This window comes from Sphingomonas sp. PvP018, from assembly GCF_017876865.1.
GTDB lineage: Bacteria > Pseudomonadota > Alphaproteobacteria > Sphingomonadales > Sphingomonadaceae > Sphingomonas > Sphingomonas aerolata.
Genome location: NZ_JAGIOU010000001.1, coordinates 1,600,563 through 1,615,888, shown reverse-complemented (window position 1 = coordinate 1,615,888; position 15,326 = coordinate 1,600,563). Strand labels below are relative to the sequence as shown.

The window sequence follows — 15,326 nt, the reverse complement described above, 5'->3', positions numbered from 1 at the left end:
CCTCTCGTTTTGCGGATGCAATACGCTAGCCGAGCGAATCTATCCAGTTCGCGAGCGGCTCCCACAGCTGGGCGCGGGCACGGCTGCCGACGATCATGCCGACATGGCCGGCATCGACGTCGCGCCGGTCCGCGAGCCCGATCGCGGTGGCGGCGGGCACGATCCGGTCGTTGCGCGCGACGAATTCGACCGCGGGGCAGGACAATGCCCGCGGGGCGATCGGGCGACCGGCAATCCGCCACAGACCACGCCCAGGAAGGTCCCGGGCGATCATGTCCCCGAACAGCGCGGCGGCGGCAGCGGCGGGGAGCGGCGCACCCGCATTCGCCCAGTCCTCCAGCCTGACGAACGCGCGCGCGCCGGGGCTGGTCGGATCGCGGTCGGCGAACCCCTCGTATTTCGCGATCGTCTGCGCGGGCGCGAGCTGCCAGAACCCGCTTTGCAGCACTTCCATCGGCAACAGCCCCGTCTGGCGCGCGAACGGAGCAGCGGCGCGCCAAAGTCGCGCCATCTCCGCGCGCGCGATCTCGCCATAGCCGGCGAAATGCCAGGGTGCGGCGATCGTCGCCAGCCCCGCCACCCGCGTCAAGGCGGCAGCGGCGACGGCGAGGGTGCCGCCCAGGCAATAGCCCACCAGGATCGGCGGTTTGGTAAATCCTTGCAGCAGGGGCAGGAGGATGCGCGCGACATGCGCGTCGAGGTCGAGGTCCCGATCCTCGGGCCCCGGCGTTCCCCAGTCGAGCAGGTGCGCATGATATCCCCGCGCGGCCAGCCACCGCATCAGCGACGTGTCCGCGGAAAGATCGAGGATCGCCGCGGGGTTGATCAGCGAGGGTATGACGATGACCGCCGGCTTGCCCGTAGTGCCACCGCCATAGTCGCGCAGGACCGCCCGGCCGGCCGACGCGCGGATCGGGCGGGGTGGCAGGGGCAGGTCCCGGGGCGCGGCCTGATAGCGGTCGAGCCCGGCCAGCGCCCGCGCGCGGCGGTCGGGCGATGCTGCGGTTTCGTTGCGCAACATGGCGAGGAACAGCGGCAACGGCCGTGGACCATGTTGCGGCGCAATGTCAAAGCGCGTAGCGTTTGCCCCGGTCACGTGGAGGGGCTGCATATGAAGAAGCAAAGCACGGTCGACGGGCTTGTCATCATCAAGAAGTACGCCAACAGGCGGCTTTATAATACCGAAACATCATCCTACATCACGCTCGATCATCTCGCGACGATGACTCGCGAGGGCCGTGACTTCAAGGTCGTCGATGCGAAGACCGAAGAGGATATCACGCACAACGTCCTCACCCAGATCATCATGGAGGAGGAAAGCCGCGGCGAGACGATGCTGCCGGTCAATTTCCTGCGCCAGCTGATCTCGATGTACGGCGATTCGATGCAGAAGATGGTGCCCGGCTATCTCGAGGCCTCGATGGACAGTTTCCGCCGCAATCAGGAACAGTTCAAGACCGCGGTCGAGGGGGCGTTTGCCCATTCGCCCTTCGCCGACATTGCCAAGCGTAATCTGGCGATGTTCGACGTTGCAGCGCAGGCCTTTGCCCCCGGCAATGCTGCGGGTGCAGCATCCCCCGCACCAGCAGCCAGGCCGGTGGCGACGAAGGACGAGGAGATCGCTGCCCTGCGCACCGAACTCGCCAGTCTTCAGGACAAGGTGGAAAAGCTCGGGAGCTGACATGGCACCGTTGCTGTGGACGGCGAGCGGCGGCTTTGCGGCGCTCGCGATCGCATCGGGTCTGGGCGCCCGCCGTCGCCATCGGCGGCGCGATCCCGACGCGGTCGGCTGGGTCGACTGGCCGACCGTCCAGATGCTTTCGCTGATCGGGCTGGCGGTGACGATCGGGCTGGCCTTCAAGACCTAGCTGGCGGAACGGCGCCGAGCCGCGGCCTCGACGTTCGACTGTGCGCCGGTTACTATCCACGCCAACCGTCAGGAGGGCAGGGCATGGACACGCTGGTGAGCACCGAATGGTTGGCGAACGCGCTCGAGACCAGCGTCCCGGGCGCTGGCGATCTCAGGGTCGTCGACGCAACCTATGCCGAAGGTCGCGACGCCGCGGCGGACTATGCGGCGGCGCATATTCCTGGCGCTGTATTCATGAACCTCGCCGAGCTTCGCGACACCGACAGCGACCTGCCCAACATGCTGCCGTCGCCCGCCAAGTTCGCCAGCCGGATGCAGTCGCTCGGGCTCGGCGACGGCAGCCGCATCGTGCTGTACGACAGCTCGCCCTGGCGCACGGCGGCACGCGCCTGGTGGATGCTGCGAACCTTCGGTGCGCACAATGTCGCGATCCTCGACGGCGGTCTGGCGAAATGGCAGGCCGAAGGGCGCGAGACGGAGTCGGGCAAGCAAGCGGTGCGGCATCGCCACTTCACCATCTGGGCCGACGACAAGGCTGTTCGCACGAAGGACCAGATGACCGCGAACCTGTCGAGCGGCGCCGAGCAGGTCGTGGATGCACGCTCCGCCGCCCGGTTTACCGGTGCCGAGGCGGACCCGCGACCCGGCACCACATCGGGGCATATCCCCGGATCCAAGTCGCTGCCCTATGCCACGCTGTTCAACGCGGACGGCACGTGGAAGACGGGGGACGCGCTGCGATCGACATTCGAGCGCGCGGGCATCGATCTCGCCAGACCGATCGTCACGACCTGTGGATCGGGAATCACCGCGGCGGTGCTGGCGTTCGGCGCGCACCTCCTTGGCAACGAAGCCGCGCTGTACGACGGCAGCTGGTCGGAATGGGGCGGCGATCCGTCGACGCCGAAGGCAATGGGCGCGAACGCGACAGGAACGCAATGACCGAAACGACAAGGCCGGTCGGCGACGCCACCAAGGTGGTGCTCGCCGGACGTCGCGCGGAATGGACTCGTGGTGTCGGGGAGGGGGCGATCGTCAGTCCGCCGGTCTGGCGGGCGTCGACGATCCTGTATGACTCCGTCAGCCATCTCCGCGACAGCGCGACCCGCGATACGCATCACCGGCTGTTCTACGGCCGCAAGGGGACGCCGACGCAGTGGAGCCTTGCGGATGCGCTGACCACGCTCGAACCCGGGGCGGAAGGCACGTTCCTCTATGGATCGGGGGTCGCGGCGATCGCGGCGGCTTTGCTCTCGGTGTTGTCGCCGGGCGACGAACTGCTGCTGGTCGACAGCGCCTATGACCCGACGCGCGGGATGGCGAACGGCCTGCTCAAGCGGTTCGGCATCACGACCCGCTTCTACGACCCGCTGATCGGTGCGGGCATCGCCGACCTGATCGGCGAGAAGACCCGCGCGATCTTCATGGAAAGTCCCGGCTCGCTCAGTTTCGAGGTGCAGGACATCCCCGCCATTGTCGCGGCCGCGCGCGCGCGCGGCGTGACGACCCTGCTCGACAATACCTGGGCCACGCCGCTGTTCTTTCCGGCGATCGGCCACGGCGTCGATCTGACGATCCTGGCGTGCACCAAATATGTCGTCGGCCATTCGGACGCGATGCTCGGATCGGTGACGGCAGGGCCCGGCCATTTCAAGGCGCTGCGCGAGACGAGCTTTCAGCTGGGGCAGATCGCCAGTCCCGACGACTGCTGGCTCGGCAGTCGCGGGCTGCGAACGATGGCGGTCCGGCTGGCCCAGCATCAATCGAGCGCGCTGGCGATCGCGCAGTGGCTGGAGGCGCGTCCGGAGGTGGCGCAGGTGCTGCATCCGGCCCTGCCCGGATGCCCGGGGCACGACCTGTTCGTGCGCGATTTCAAGGGATCGAGCGGGCTGTTCTCGTTCGTGCTGGACGGCGGTGACGAGGCGTCGCGGGCCGCGCTGATCGACACGCTCGAGCTGTTCGGGATCGGCTATAGCTGGGGCGGGTTCGAAAGCCTGGCGCTGCCGGTCGATCCGCACCGCTATCGCAGCGTCACCCGCCGCGAGGTCGCCGGGCCGATGATCCGCCTTCAGATCGGGCTCGAGGACCCGGCGGACCTGATCGCCGATCTCGACGCGGGGCTCGCCGCATTTCGGGCGGTGCGCGGCTAGCGACCTTGCTCGCCGGACTTGATCGGGTACAGCGTGCCAGCCATGCACACAGAACCGCCCGACGCTGGAGGCCCGGTCTTCGATACGGCGTTTCAGGCCAGGCTCGACCTGCTGTTCCGCTGGCGCCGTGACGTCCGCCGGTTCCGGCGCGATCCGCTGCCCGCGGGCGCAGTCGACGCGCTGCTCGCGGTCGCCGACGCCGCGCCGTCGGTTGGGCTCAGCCAGCCCTGGCGGTTCGTCACGATCGACGACTCCTCGCGACGCGACGCGATCCGCGCGGACTTTGCCGCCTGCAACGCCGCCGCGCTGGCCCGGCAAGACGAGACGCGTGCCGCGCTCTACGCCCGGTTGAAGCTCGCCGGGCTCGAGCAGGCGCCCGTTCACATCGCGGTGTTCGTCGAACCCGATCCAAGCCAGGGGCATGGTCTGGGGCGTCAGACCATGCCGGAAAGCGTCGCCTATTCCGCCGTGATCGCGATCCACACATTGTGGCTGGCCGCGCGCGCCCAGGGGATCGGGCTCGGCTGGGTCTCGATCCTAGACCCCGCGCGGATCGCGCACATCGTGGGCGTGCCGGAGCGATGGCGGTTCGTCGGCTATCTCTGCCTCGGCTATCCCGAACGCGAGGCGGACATGCCCGAATTGGCGCGCGAGGGGTGGGAAGCGCCGCGGCGCACGCCGATCCTGCGTCGATAGGCCGGCGCGCACCCGAGCGTTGTGACCGAGACGGTGTGGCCGGTGCGCAACATCCATGGTGTCAACACCGCGCCTGGCGCAATAATCGCTTGTGCAGTGCATCAACGACTGTCATTCATCTGAAACCGCAGGAAAGACCGTGCTCGGAGGCCACGCCTCGATAGATGCGGCGTCCGCGGGTGCAGGCGGGGACATCGAATTTCCAGTGTCGAAAGGGAAACGATGCGCTTCTCCACTATCCTCTTCGGCGGCCTCGCGCTGGCTGCCGCACCCCCTGCGTTCGCGCAGGATACGGCGCCACCCAAGGACGTCACGGTCAGCGGATCGGTCGGACTTGTCAGCGACTATCGCTTTCGCGGCGTGTCGCAGTCGGACGAAAATCTCGCGGTCCAGGGCGGCATCACGATCGCGCACAAGAGCGGCGTCTATATCGGCACCTGGGGGTCGAACCTCGCCGGCTGGGGCACGTTCGGCGGCGCCAACATGGAGCTCGACCTGATCGCCGGGTACAAGCTTCCCGTCGGCGGCGGCACGCTCGACGTCGGCGCGACCTGGTACATGTACCCGTCGGGCTTCGACAATACCGACTTCATCGAGCCCTATGCCAAGCTCTCGGGCACCGCCGGCCCGGTCGCGCTGACCGCGGGCGTCGCCTATGCGCCCAAGCAGCAGGCACTGGGCCCCTGGTATTCGAACGGCACCTCGGCCGCCAACGGGGTCTATGACCGCGTCAACGCCAAGGATTCGAACCTGTACCTGTGGGGCGATGTCAGCAGCGGCATTCCCGATACCGGCCTGACCGTAAAGGCGCATGTCGGCTATTCGAATGGCAACAAGGGGCTCGGGCCATTCGCCACCAGCGTGTCGCCGACGGGGGAATATTTCGACTGGCTGGTGGGTGCCGATTACGTGATTCCAGGCACGCCGCTGACCTTGGGCGTCGCCTATGTCGATACCGACATCAGCAAGGCGGAGTCGGCGTATCTCCAGCCGAGCTTCAGCCGTGGGCAGGACGGCGTCGGTTCGATCGCCAACGGGAAGGTGCTGGCGTCGCTGACCGCCGCATTCTGACGTAGCGCGGGTGCTGTCGTCGTCCTGGCGCTTGGCTGGGATGGCGGGAGCACGCGGTTGCGGCATTTTGCACCGTCGCTTCATGCCTGCCTCTCGTCACCCCAGCGGAAGCTGGGGTATCCACGGGACAGGGGCGGGCGGGGTGGCCATCGACCGAACACGAAAAAGGGCGGCCCCCTGCGGGAGCCGCCCTTTTTCAGGTCTTGGACCAACCGATCAGTTGGCGGTTGCGCGCGCATCCTGGCCATCGCCTTCGGGGGCGGCGACGATGTCGCGCGTGGTCGAGCCCTTGTCGATCACGGTCGTGCCGGGATCGCCCGCGCTCGACCGGATGCCGGGATCGGCGGCGCTGGGGCCTGCTTCGCTCAGCACGCCCGCTTCGGCAGGGCTGCGCGCGGCGGTGCCGCCGAACAGCGCGTCGAGCGTCTGTGCGTTCGCGGCGGTATCCTGCGGCCGTGCGGCACCCGGCTGCGGCGGGACCAGCGCGAAATCGGGGGGGATCACCAGCGGAGCTTGGCGGGCGACGGCGAACTCGTCCGGTCGCGCACGATCGAGGCTCTTGCCGGCGCCACAGCCGGACAGCAACGCGACGCTCGCCAGACCGGCAGCCAGGGGCACAAACTTACGCATGGGAATTCTCCACAGGGGGCTTCTCGCGCACGAGCAGCGCCCGGACAAGCAGGACGAGCACGCCGACAGTAATCGCTGCATCCGCGACATTGAAGACCAAAAACGGGCGCCACTCGCCGATATGCAGGTCGGCGAAATCGACGACATAGCCGAGCCGGATCCGGTCGAGGATATTGCCGACCGCACCGCCGAGCACGAAGCCCAGCGCGATCTGATCCGCCCGGTTCTTTTCGCGCGTCATCCAGATTGCGACCCCGACCGAGATCGCCCCCGTCAGCAGCACCAGCGCCCAGCGCGTCAGATGACCATCGGCGGGCAACAACCCGAGAGAAATGCCGATATTGGGCACGAAGCGCAGGTCGAAGAACGACGTGATCGTGTGCGCATCGCCGAGCGAATCGATCCCGAGCGGGCGCGTTACGGCCCATTTGCTGAGCTGGTCGGCGAGGAACAGCGCGATCGCCGCCCCGAAGCCGGCCTTTGGCAGGTTACGCATGCGCCACCACCTCTTCGCACCGGTCGCAGAGCTCGCCGTCGGTCGTCACCTCGGGGAGGTGGCGCCAGCAGCGGCCGCATTTGTGGAAGTCGGTGCGCGTCACGGTGACCGCATCGCCCGGTGTGACCTTGGCGACGATGAACGCCTCGGCCAGCGCATCGGCGTCGAGCAGCATCGTCGGGACGGTGATCTCGGCCTCGAGGCTGGACCGCACGGTCTTCTCGCGGCGCAACGGCTCGATCGCCTCGGTGACGGCGACGCGCAGGGCACGAATTTCCTGCCACTTGGCGCCGACAACGTCGTCCGCGTCGAGCGACGGGAGCGACGGCCATTCGAGATAGTGGACCGAGCTGTCGTCGCTCGGGAAGCGCGACTGCCAGACTTCCTCCGCGGTGAAGCACAGCACCGGCGCGGCGTAGCGGACCAGCGCGTGGAACAGCACGTCGAGGACGGTGCGGTACGCGCGGCGCTTCACGTCGCCGGGCGCGTCGCAGTAGAGCGAGTCCTTGCGGATATCGAAGAAGAACGCAGACAGGTCCTCGTTCGCGAAGTCCGTCAGCAGGCGCGTATAGCGGTTGAACTCATAGCCTTCCGCGGCCTGGCGCAGTTCGGTGTCGATCATGCCGAGACGGTGGAGCACATAGCGCTCGAGCTCGGGCATGTCGGACACCGCGACGCGCTCGGACCCGTCGAAGGCCTCGAGCGCGCCGAGCATGTAGCGGAACGTGTTGCGCAGTTTTCGGTATGCGTCCGAGGCGGTGGCGAGCACCTCCTTGCCGATCTTCACGTCGTCGAAATAATCGGTCGAGGCGACCCACATGCGCAGGATGTCTGCGCCGCTCTCGCCGATGATCTTCAGCGGATCGACGACGTTGCCGAGGCTCTTCGACATCTTCCGGCCCTGGCCGTCGAGCGCGAAGCCGTGGGTGAGGACCGCGTCATAGGGTGCGCGACCGCGCGTGCCGCAGCTTTCGAGCAAGCTCGACTGGAACCAGCCGCGATGCTGGTCCGACCCTTCGAGGTACAGGTTGGCGCGGGTGCCCTCGCCATAGCGCGCCTCGACGGTGAAGACGTGGGTGCAGCCCGAATCGAACCAGACGTCGAGGATGTCCTTCACGACCTCATAGTCGGCGAGGTCGTAGTCGGAGCCGAGCAGCGCCTGGTGGCCGTCGGCGTACCACGCATCCGCACCGTTCTGGCGGAAGGCTTCGACGATGCGCGCGTTGACGGCGGAGTCGTTCAGATACTGGCCGGTGGCGCGGTTGACGAACAGCGCGATCGGCACGCCCCAGGCGCGCTGGCGCGAGATGACCCAGTCGGGGCGGCCCTGCACCATCGACGTGATCCGGTTTTCCGAGCGCGCGGGGATCCAGGTGGTCGCGGCGATCGCGTCGAGCGCGATTTCGCGGAGGGTTGCGCCGTTGCTCGACCCAGGCCCTTCGACTTCGCTCAGGGCGAACGGGGGTGCGGCCGAATCCCCAACCCCATTCGTGCTGAGCGAAGTCGAAGCACCTTGGGTGCCGACCGACGTGGCCGCATCCATTGGGATGAACCATTGCGGCGTCGCGCGGAAGATCACCTTTGCCTTGGAGCGCCACGAATGCGGGTAGCTGTGCTTGAAGTCGTCGCTCGCCGCGAGCAGCGCGCCGGTCGCGCGCAGGTCGGTGCAGATCGGGCCGTCGGCGGCCACGAACTTCTTGTTGATGACGGACCCTTGCCCGCCGAGCCAGGCCCAGTCGGTGCGGTACATGCCCGCACCGTCGACCGCGAAGACCGGGTCGATGCCGTACTGCTTGCAGAGCTCGAAATCGTCCTCGCCGTGATCCGGCGACATGTGGACGAGCCCGGTGCCCGCGTCGGTCGTGACGAAGTCGCCGGGGAGGAACGGGCGGGGCTTGGCGAAGAACCCGCCGAGTGCGTGCATCGGGTGGCGTGCGGTGGCGCCTTCGAGTTGCGAACCGAGGATCTGTCGATCTGTGATCTCTTGCAAATCTCCTGAGTCTAACAGGATGCCGGTGCGACGCTCAAACTCGTTCTTAAGGTCGAAGGCGATGAGGAACCGGCGACCATCAGCTGCGCGAAAGGCCTGATAGTGCATGCCAGGCCCATAGCTCAGCGCCTGGTTCACCGGGATCGTCCACGGCGTCGTCGTCCAGATCACCGCATGCGCGCCGACCAGTTCGGGCGCGTTCGGCGCGTCGACGATCTCGAACGCGACGTCGATCTGCGTCGAGACGATGTCCTCATACTCGACCTCCGCCTCTGCGAGCGCGGTCTTTTCGACCGGCGACCACATCACGGGCTTCGCGCCGCGGTACAGCTGGCCGCTCTCGGCGAACTTGAGCAGCTCGCCGACGATCGTCGCCTCGGCGTCGTACTTCATCGTGAGGTACGGATCGGCCCAGTCGCCCATCACGCCGAGCCGCTCGAACTCGCCCTTCTGCACGGCGACCCATTTTTCGGCATAGGCGCGGCATTCGGCGCGGAACTGGTCGACGGGGACGTCGTCCTTGTTCAGCTTCTTCGCGCGATACGCTTCCTCGACCTTCCACTCGATCGGCAGGCCGTGACAGTCCCAGCCGGGGACGTAGGGCGCGTCCTTGCCCATCAGCGATTGCGAGCGGACGATGATATCCTTCAGGACCTTGTTCATCGCATGGCCCATGTGGATGTCGCCGTTCGCGTACGGGGGGCCGTCGTGCAGGATGAACCGCTCGCGCCCGAGCCGCTGTTCGCGCAGCCGGTCGTAGATGCCGAGCTTGGCCCAGCGCTCGAGGATCGCCGGCTCCTTGGCGGCGAGACCGGCCTTCATCGGGAAGTCGGTCTTCGGCAGGAAGACGGTGTCGCGGTAATCGCGGGCGGGCGCAGGAGTATCGGTCATAAGTGGGCCGGGCTGTAGCCGAGCCGGGAGCCCGTTGCCATCCCCCCTCCCATACGCAACGGCGCCGCGGCAATCAGCCTAGAATGGTGCGTGCGCGGTCGCAGTCGATGTCCATCTGCGCGATCAGCGCGTCGAGGCTGTCGAACTTCGCCTCGGGGCGCAGATAGTCGATCAGCGCGACCTCGATCGTCTGCCCGTACAGGTTCTCGGCAAAATCGAAGAAATGCGGCTCGAGCAGTTCCTTCGGCGGATCGAAGCTTGGGCGGATGCCGAGGTTCGCCGCGCCCTTCAGCACGCGGCCGTCCTCCAGCCGGCCGGTCACCGCGTAGATCCCGTAGGCGGGACGCAGATAGTTGCCCATGTCGAGATTGGCGGTCGGATAGCCGATCGTGCGGCCGAGCTTGTCGCCATGCTGCACCACGCCCTCGATCGCGAACGGGCGCGTCAGCAGCCGGGTCGCGGTCGCCATGTCGCCGGCACGCAGCGCCTCGCGGATCCGGGTCGAGGACACCGTCTCGCCATCCAGCGCAACCGCGCCGACGGTTTCCGCCCGGAAGCCGTGGACCGGGCCGCGCGCGGCGAGCGTGTGGACCGTGCCGCTCTTGGCATGGCCGAAGGTGAAATCCTCGCCCGTCACCACGCCGCCGATCCGCAGATTGCGTTCGAGCCGGTCGGCGACGAACTGCTCGGCGGTCAGCGCGGCGAGATCGCCATCGAAATGGAATACCACCATCGCATCGGCGCCAGCGTCTGCGAACAGCCGCTCGCGCTGGTCGAGCGTCGTGAGGCGGAAGGGGGGCGTATCGGGGCGGAAATGGCGGACCGGATGCGGATCGAACGTCGCCACCAGCGCGGGGCGACCCTCCGCCTTGGCCCACGCGATCGCGCGCGCGACCACCGCCTGGTGACCGAGATGGAATCCGTCGAAATTACCCAGCGCCACGATCCCGTCCGCCAGATGCGAAGGGATGGATGCGCCACCGTCGAGCCGTTGCATGCACGGGTCAGTACCCAGACGCCGCGGATGACGATAGTCCTTCCGTGTCGTTGTCTCCCGCGCCTCCTTGTTCTCCCGCGAAGGTGGGAGTCGAGTCCGAGCTCCCGCCTTCGCGGGGGGAACGGTCTTTACCGGCGGGTGAGCGTGACGAAGCTGTAGGGTGGACGCTGCTTTTCGCCCGGGTGGTCTTCGCGGGCAATCTCGTGCCAGCCGTCAAACGCGGGGACGATGGCGTCGCCTTCGGGTTCGTCATGGACTTCGGTGAGCTCGATCCGGTCCGCATGGGGGAGCAGCTGCGCATAGATCTGCGCGCCGCCGATTACCGCGACCTCGTCGCCGGCCATCGCGAGCGCCTCGTCGATCGAATGCGCCACTTCCGCGCCGTCGGCGTGCCAGTGGCCGCGAGTGAGGACGATGTGGCGGCGGCCGGGGAGGGGGCTCGGGAAGCTCTCGAACGTTTTCCGGCCCATCACCATCGGCTTGCCCATCGTCAGCGCCTTGAAGCGCTTGAGATCGGCAGGGAGGCGCCAGGGGAGCTGGCCGTCGCAGCCGATGACGCCGTTGCTGGCGCGGGCGAGGTAGAAGGTGATCATGCGGCGCATCATGCCGGATATGGGGGCGGGGGGCTATGCTTGTATCACCACCCCGGCGAAGGCCGGGGCCCAGTTGGGGGACGTCGGTGGTGAAAGACGGCGCTCCGTTACGACCACCTTTCCACCTGGACCCCGGCCTTCGCCGGGGTGGTAAGAAGCAGGTGGATCAGTTCGGAGCGTGTTCCTTGACGTACGCCTCGGGATCCTTCTCGACGACCTTCACGCCGTTCAGGTGGTTCGCCTCGAACGCCGCGAACCGGACGCCCAGCTCGTGCCGCTCTTCCAGCGTCGCATGCTTGCGGAAGTCGGTCAGGCCCTGGCGCTCTTCCTCGGCAAGGTGATCGCTGTTCGCCTTGTTGCATTCGCCGACCGCCTCGAACCACGCGTCCGAGCCGACCGGGTGCTTGTCGACCGCTTCGCCGGTTTCGCGGATGTCGTTGTGATCCTCGATCGCATCCTCGGTCTCCTCGGCGGCCGAGTCGGCGTCGTTGCCGCCGGTGCCGATCTTCATCAGCCGCGGGTAGAAGAAGCGCTCCTCCGCCTCGGCATGCGCGTCGAGCAGGTTCTTGAGGCGGGTCCACAGTGCTGACAGCGCCTCGGTGTCCTTGGCGTCGATGCTGTCGATCTGTGCGAACAGCGCACGCTGCTGCGCGTGTTCGTCGAGGATGAGCTGGGTGATGTCCATGATAGGCCTTCCGAATGGGTTCGGACGGTCAACCGCGCGGACGGCACCCAGTTCCTATTGCGATTCGCTCTCTGTTCAGACCGCGACGGGTGCCTTGATGTGCGGCTGCGCGACGTAATCGTGTAGAACGAAATCCTCATACTCATATGCGTCGATCGAGTCCGGCTTGCGCGCGATCTCGAGCCGCGGGAGCGGGCCGGGGGTGCGGCCGAGTTGCAGTCGCGCCTGCTCGAGATGGTTCGAGTAGAGGTGGCAGTCGCCGCCGGTCCAGATGAACTCGCCGACCTCGAGTCCGCATTGCTGCGCGAGCATATGCGTCAGCAGCGCGTAGCTGGCGATGTTGAACGGGACTCCAAGGAAGATGTCGCCCGAGCGCTGGTAGAGCTGGAGCGAGAGCTTGCCGTTCGCGACATGCGTCTGGAACAGGCAGTGGCAGGGGGCCAGCGCCATGGCGTGCAGATCGCCCGGGTTCCACGCGCAGACGATCTGGCGGCGCGAGGCAGGGTTGGTCTTGATCTGGTCGACCAGCTCGGCGATCTGGTCGATATGGCGACCGTCGCCGGCCACCCAGTCGCGCCATTGCTTGCCATAGACGGGGCCGAGATCGCCGCTCTCGTCCGCCCATTCGTCCCAGATCGCGACCTTGCGATCCTGCAGCCAGCGGACATTGGTGTCGCCGCGCAGGAACCACAGGAGTTCGACGATGATCGAGCGAAGGTGAAGCTTCTTCGTTGTCAGCACGGGAAAGCCCTGTGCGAGATCGAAGCGCATCTGCGCGCCGAAGACGCTGAGCGTGCCCGTGCCGGTGCGGTCCATCGTCTCGACTCCGGTCGAGAGCACGCGGTCCATGAGGTCTAGATATTGGCGCATCGCGACGGCCTAGCGGTGCGGGGCGGATCGCTCAAGCGGATGCAGTTGTGGATGCGACAGGGGCGACGATGCGGCAGTCGAGGTGGTGCCCGCGTCGCCCGCCTCCACTCCGATCATTGCCGACCTTGCAGCGGCGTGCGCGCTGTTCGCAAGACTTGGGCATGCCGCGACCGAGGCTGTGGCGGTCGCCTATCTTGATCCGAATCGGAGGCTTTTGGGCATGCGGCATGTGGCGGGCGGGCGCGATCAGGTGCGGATCGCAGTGCGCATCATCGTGGCCGATGCGCTGGCGTTCGCGGCGCAGGGGGTGGTGATCGCGCACAATCATCCGAGCGGGGACGTGACCCCGAGTATGCGCGACGTGGCGTTTACCCGTACGCTGGCGGCCGGGTTGCGGACCGTGGAGGTCGTGCTGTTCGATCACGTGGTGATCGCTGGCGAGCGGGTGGCGAGCCTGCCCGCGATGGGGGTGGTCTGACGGTCCGGAGCAACACTTGCTCCGGTGGCGTTATTTGGTCCGGCAGGCGCGGATCGCCTCGGGCGCGGGGCGCGGGCCGGTCGCGCGGAACATGGCCATATAGCCGCCCGCCGACGGCATCTCGTCCCTGTCGACCTGCGTATAGCCGACCGCCGCGAACTCGCATTTGAGCAGTGCGGGCGGCGTGCCGTGGTTGCGCGTCTCGCGATCGGCATCGACGACGACGACGAGTCCGTCGGGTTTCAGCGAAGGGCGAAGCCGCCACAGGAATTCATAGGGCTGCTCGATCTCATGATACATGTGCACCATCAGCACGCGGTCGAAACTCGCCGGGGGCAGCTTCGGATCATTGGCTTCGCCGAGTCGCACGCTGACATTGGCGAGATCTTCGCGCGCGACGCGCTCCGCCAGCTGGTCGCGCACGCTCGCGACGATGTCCTCTGCGAGAACGCGACCATCCTTGCCGACCCGCGCGGCGGCGCGGATCGTGTAATAGCCCTCGCCTGCGCCGATATCGGCGACCGTCATGCCCTTGCGGATATCCGCCTTGGTCATGACCTCGCCCGCTTCGTTCAACCGGTCGCGCGCCTCCTCGTTCGACCAGCGCGCGGAGACGATCGACGCGACCGGCCGGTCGGCGGCGGGGAAGGGGCCCGCATCCTTGGGTTCATGCTGGATCAGCGGTTTGCTGCCATCGCATGCCGCCAGCAGCCAGATCGGGGACAGCAGCAGGGCCAGGACGCGCGTCATCTTCAATCGACGTCCTCCACCTCAACCGCCTCGCCGGTCACACGCTGCGACAGCGCCGCGGCCATGAACGCCTCGAGATCGCCGTCGAGCACGTCCGACGGACTGGTCGAGACCACGCCGGTCCGCAGGTCCTTCACCATCTGGTAGGGCTGCAGCACATAGGACCGGATCTGGTGGCCCCAGCCGATATCGGTCTTCGACGCATTCTCGGCATTGGCCGCCTGCTCGCGGATCGCGAGCTCGCGTTCATAGAGCCGCGCGCGGAGCTGGTTATAGGCCTCGGCCTTGTTCTTGTGCTGCGATCGCTGGTTCTGACACTGCACGACGATGCCAGTCGGGACGTGCGTGATGCGCACGGCCGAGTCGGTCGTGTTGATGTGCTGGCCGCCTGCGCCCGATGCGCGATACGTATCGATACGCAGGTCGCTCTCGTTATACTCGACCTCGATATTGTCATCGACGACCGGATAGACCCAGACGCTGGCGAACGACGTATGCCGGCGTGCTGCCGAATCGTAGGGGCTGATGCGCACCAGCCGGTGGACGCCGCTCTCGGTCTTGGCATAGCCATAGGCGTTCTCGCCCTTCAGCAGCAGCGTCGCGGACTTGATCCCCGCCTGCTCGCCCGAATGCTGGTCGACCAGCTCGACCTTCAGCCCGTGGCGTTCGCCCCAGCGCGAATACATCCGGCTGAGCATGCCCGCCCAGTCCTGGCTCTCGGTCCCGCCGGCACCGGCATTGACCTCGATATAGGTGTCGTTGGCATCAGCCTCGCCCGCGAGCAGCGCCTTGATCTTGTCCTTGTCCGCGCGGGCGGCGAGTTCGGCGAGCGCGGCGACGCCGTCCGCTTCCATCGCGGTGTCGCCCTCGGCCTCGGCCATTTCGATCAGCTCGGACGTGTCGCTGAGCTCGCTTTCGATCGCGCGCGTTGCACTGATCGCCTCGTCGAGACGACGACGCTCGCGCATCACCTCCTGCGCAGCCTTGGGGTCCGACCAGAGCGCCTGATCCTCGACGCGCGCGTTCAGCTCGTCGAGACGACGCAGTGCGCGGTCCCAGTCGAGAAAACGGCGCAACAGCGCCAGCGCGTCCTTGATGGTGTCAACGTGAGCCTGCGCTTCGGCGCGCATGGGTATTCTCCAGTGTTGGGGTCGGCATG

General features: G+C 67.1%; 17 protein-coding genes. 7 read left to right on the top strand and 10 right to left on the bottom strand.

Annotation, left to right across the window (positions count from 1 at the left end; genetic code table 11):
- Window positions 1–25 precede the first annotated feature (25 nt).
- Window positions 26–1,039 (bottom strand): alpha/beta fold hydrolase, encoded by a 1,014-nt coding sequence (locus tag J3A66_RS07005; RefSeq protein WP_245336724.1) that lies wholly within the window; start codon window positions 1,037–1,039, stop codon window positions 26–28.
- Between the two features lie 72 nt (window positions 1,040–1,111).
- Here J3A66_RS07005 and phaR point away from each other — a divergent pair, with 72 nt between their 5' ends.
- From phaR to J3A66_RS06975, 6 genes are all read left to right on the top strand, one after another.
- Window positions 1,112–1,681 carry a polyhydroxyalkanoate synthesis repressor PhaR gene (gene phaR / locus J3A66_RS07000; RefSeq protein ID WP_166746851.1) on the top strand — a complete coding sequence of 190 codons (570 nt, stop codon included), beginning with the start codon at window positions 1,112–1,114 and terminating at the stop codon, window positions 1,679–1,681.
- A gap of 1 nt (window position 1,682) precedes the next feature.
- The gene (locus tag J3A66_RS06995) at window positions 1,683–1,868 is read left to right on the top strand and encodes a hypothetical protein (protein ID WP_107932107.1); all 186 of its coding nucleotides are present in this window, start codon (window positions 1,683–1,685) and stop codon (window positions 1,866–1,868) included.
- An 83-nt stretch (window positions 1,869–1,951) separates the two neighbouring features.
- Window positions 1,952–2,812, top strand: a complete 861-nt coding sequence (locus J3A66_RS06990) for a sulfurtransferase (protein ID WP_209567922.1) — start codon at window positions 1,952–1,954, stop codon at window positions 2,810–2,812.
- Window positions 2,809–4,020 carry a cystathionine beta-lyase gene (metC, locus tag J3A66_RS06985; protein ID WP_183935156.1) on the top strand — a complete coding sequence of 404 codons (1,212 nt, stop codon included), beginning with the start codon at window positions 2,809–2,811 and terminating at the stop codon, window positions 4,018–4,020. The genes J3A66_RS06990 and metC overlap by 4 nt, the downstream gene beginning before the upstream one ends.
- Before the next feature lie 42 nt (window positions 4,021–4,062).
- Entirely contained in the window at window positions 4,063–4,716 is a 654-nt protein-coding gene (bluB, locus tag J3A66_RS06980; RefSeq protein WP_209567920.1) for a 5,6-dimethylbenzimidazole synthase, read from the top strand.
- Window positions 4,717–4,938: 222 nt separating this feature from the next.
- On the top strand, window positions 4,939–5,787 hold the full coding sequence (locus J3A66_RS06975) for a TorF family putative porin (protein WP_031395899.1): 849 nt from the start codon (window positions 4,939–4,941) through the stop codon (window positions 5,785–5,787).
- Between the two features lie 216 nt (window positions 5,788–6,003).
- Here the strand turns inward: J3A66_RS06975 and J3A66_RS06970 are convergent, their stop codons facing one another.
- The 7 genes from J3A66_RS06970 to J3A66_RS06940 form a co-directional block, all read right to left on the bottom strand.
- Window positions 6,004–6,417 carry a DUF3035 domain-containing protein gene (locus J3A66_RS06970; protein ID WP_031440002.1) on the bottom strand — a complete coding sequence of 138 codons (414 nt, stop codon included), beginning with the start codon at window positions 6,415–6,417 and terminating at the stop codon, window positions 6,004–6,006.
- Complete coding sequence (gene lspA / locus J3A66_RS06965) at window positions 6,410–6,913, bottom strand: signal peptidase II (protein WP_209567918.1); 504 nt, start codon at window positions 6,911–6,913, stop codon at window positions 6,410–6,412. The genes J3A66_RS06970 and lspA overlap by 8 nt, the downstream gene beginning before the upstream one ends.
- Complete coding sequence (ileS, locus tag J3A66_RS06960; RefSeq protein ID WP_209567916.1) at window positions 6,906–9,794, bottom strand: isoleucine--tRNA ligase; 2,889 nt, start codon at window positions 9,792–9,794, stop codon at window positions 6,906–6,908. The genes lspA and ileS overlap by 8 nt, the downstream gene beginning before the upstream one ends.
- A gap of 73 nt (window positions 9,795–9,867) precedes the next feature.
- Window positions 9,868–10,791, bottom strand: a complete 924-nt coding sequence (locus J3A66_RS06955; protein WP_031395904.1) for a bifunctional riboflavin kinase/FAD synthetase — start codon at window positions 10,789–10,791, stop codon at window positions 9,868–9,870.
- A gap of 128 nt (window positions 10,792–10,919) precedes the next feature.
- Window positions 10,920–11,384: a dihydrofolate reductase gene (locus tag J3A66_RS06950; protein ID WP_209567914.1), complete on the bottom strand. Its 465-nt coding sequence runs from the start codon at window positions 11,382–11,384 to the stop codon at window positions 10,920–10,922.
- A 166-nt stretch (window positions 11,385–11,550) separates the two neighbouring features.
- Window positions 11,551–12,069: a hemerythrin domain-containing protein gene (locus J3A66_RS06945; protein WP_031395906.1), complete on the bottom strand. Its 519-nt coding sequence runs from the start codon at window positions 12,067–12,069 to the stop codon at window positions 11,551–11,553.
- Between the two features lie 75 nt (window positions 12,070–12,144).
- Window positions 12,145–12,939, bottom strand: coding sequence for a thymidylate synthase (locus J3A66_RS06940; RefSeq protein WP_209567912.1), 795 nt, complete (start codon window positions 12,937–12,939; stop codon window positions 12,145–12,147).
- Window positions 12,940–13,021: 82 nt separating this feature from the next.
- Here J3A66_RS06940 and J3A66_RS06935 point away from each other — a divergent pair, with 82 nt between their 5' ends.
- Window positions 13,022–13,417, top strand: coding sequence for a JAB domain-containing protein (locus J3A66_RS06935; RefSeq protein WP_348634008.1), 396 nt, complete (start codon window positions 13,022–13,024; stop codon window positions 13,415–13,417).
- 30 nt (window positions 13,418–13,447) lie between these two features.
- Here the strand turns inward: J3A66_RS06935 and J3A66_RS06930 are convergent, their stop codons facing one another.
- Together J3A66_RS06930 and prfB are read right to left on the bottom strand one after the other, a co-directional pair.
- Entirely contained in the window at window positions 13,448–14,167 is a 720-nt protein-coding gene (locus tag J3A66_RS06930) for a methyltransferase domain-containing protein (protein ID WP_209567908.1), read from the bottom strand.
- 2 nt (window positions 14,168–14,169) lie between these two features.
- Window positions 14,170–15,297, bottom strand: coding sequence for a peptide chain release factor 2 (gene prfB, locus J3A66_RS06925; RefSeq protein WP_031394840.1), 1,128 nt, complete (start codon window positions 15,295–15,297; stop codon window positions 14,170–14,172).
- Window positions 15,298–15,326: the final 29 nt, after the last annotated feature.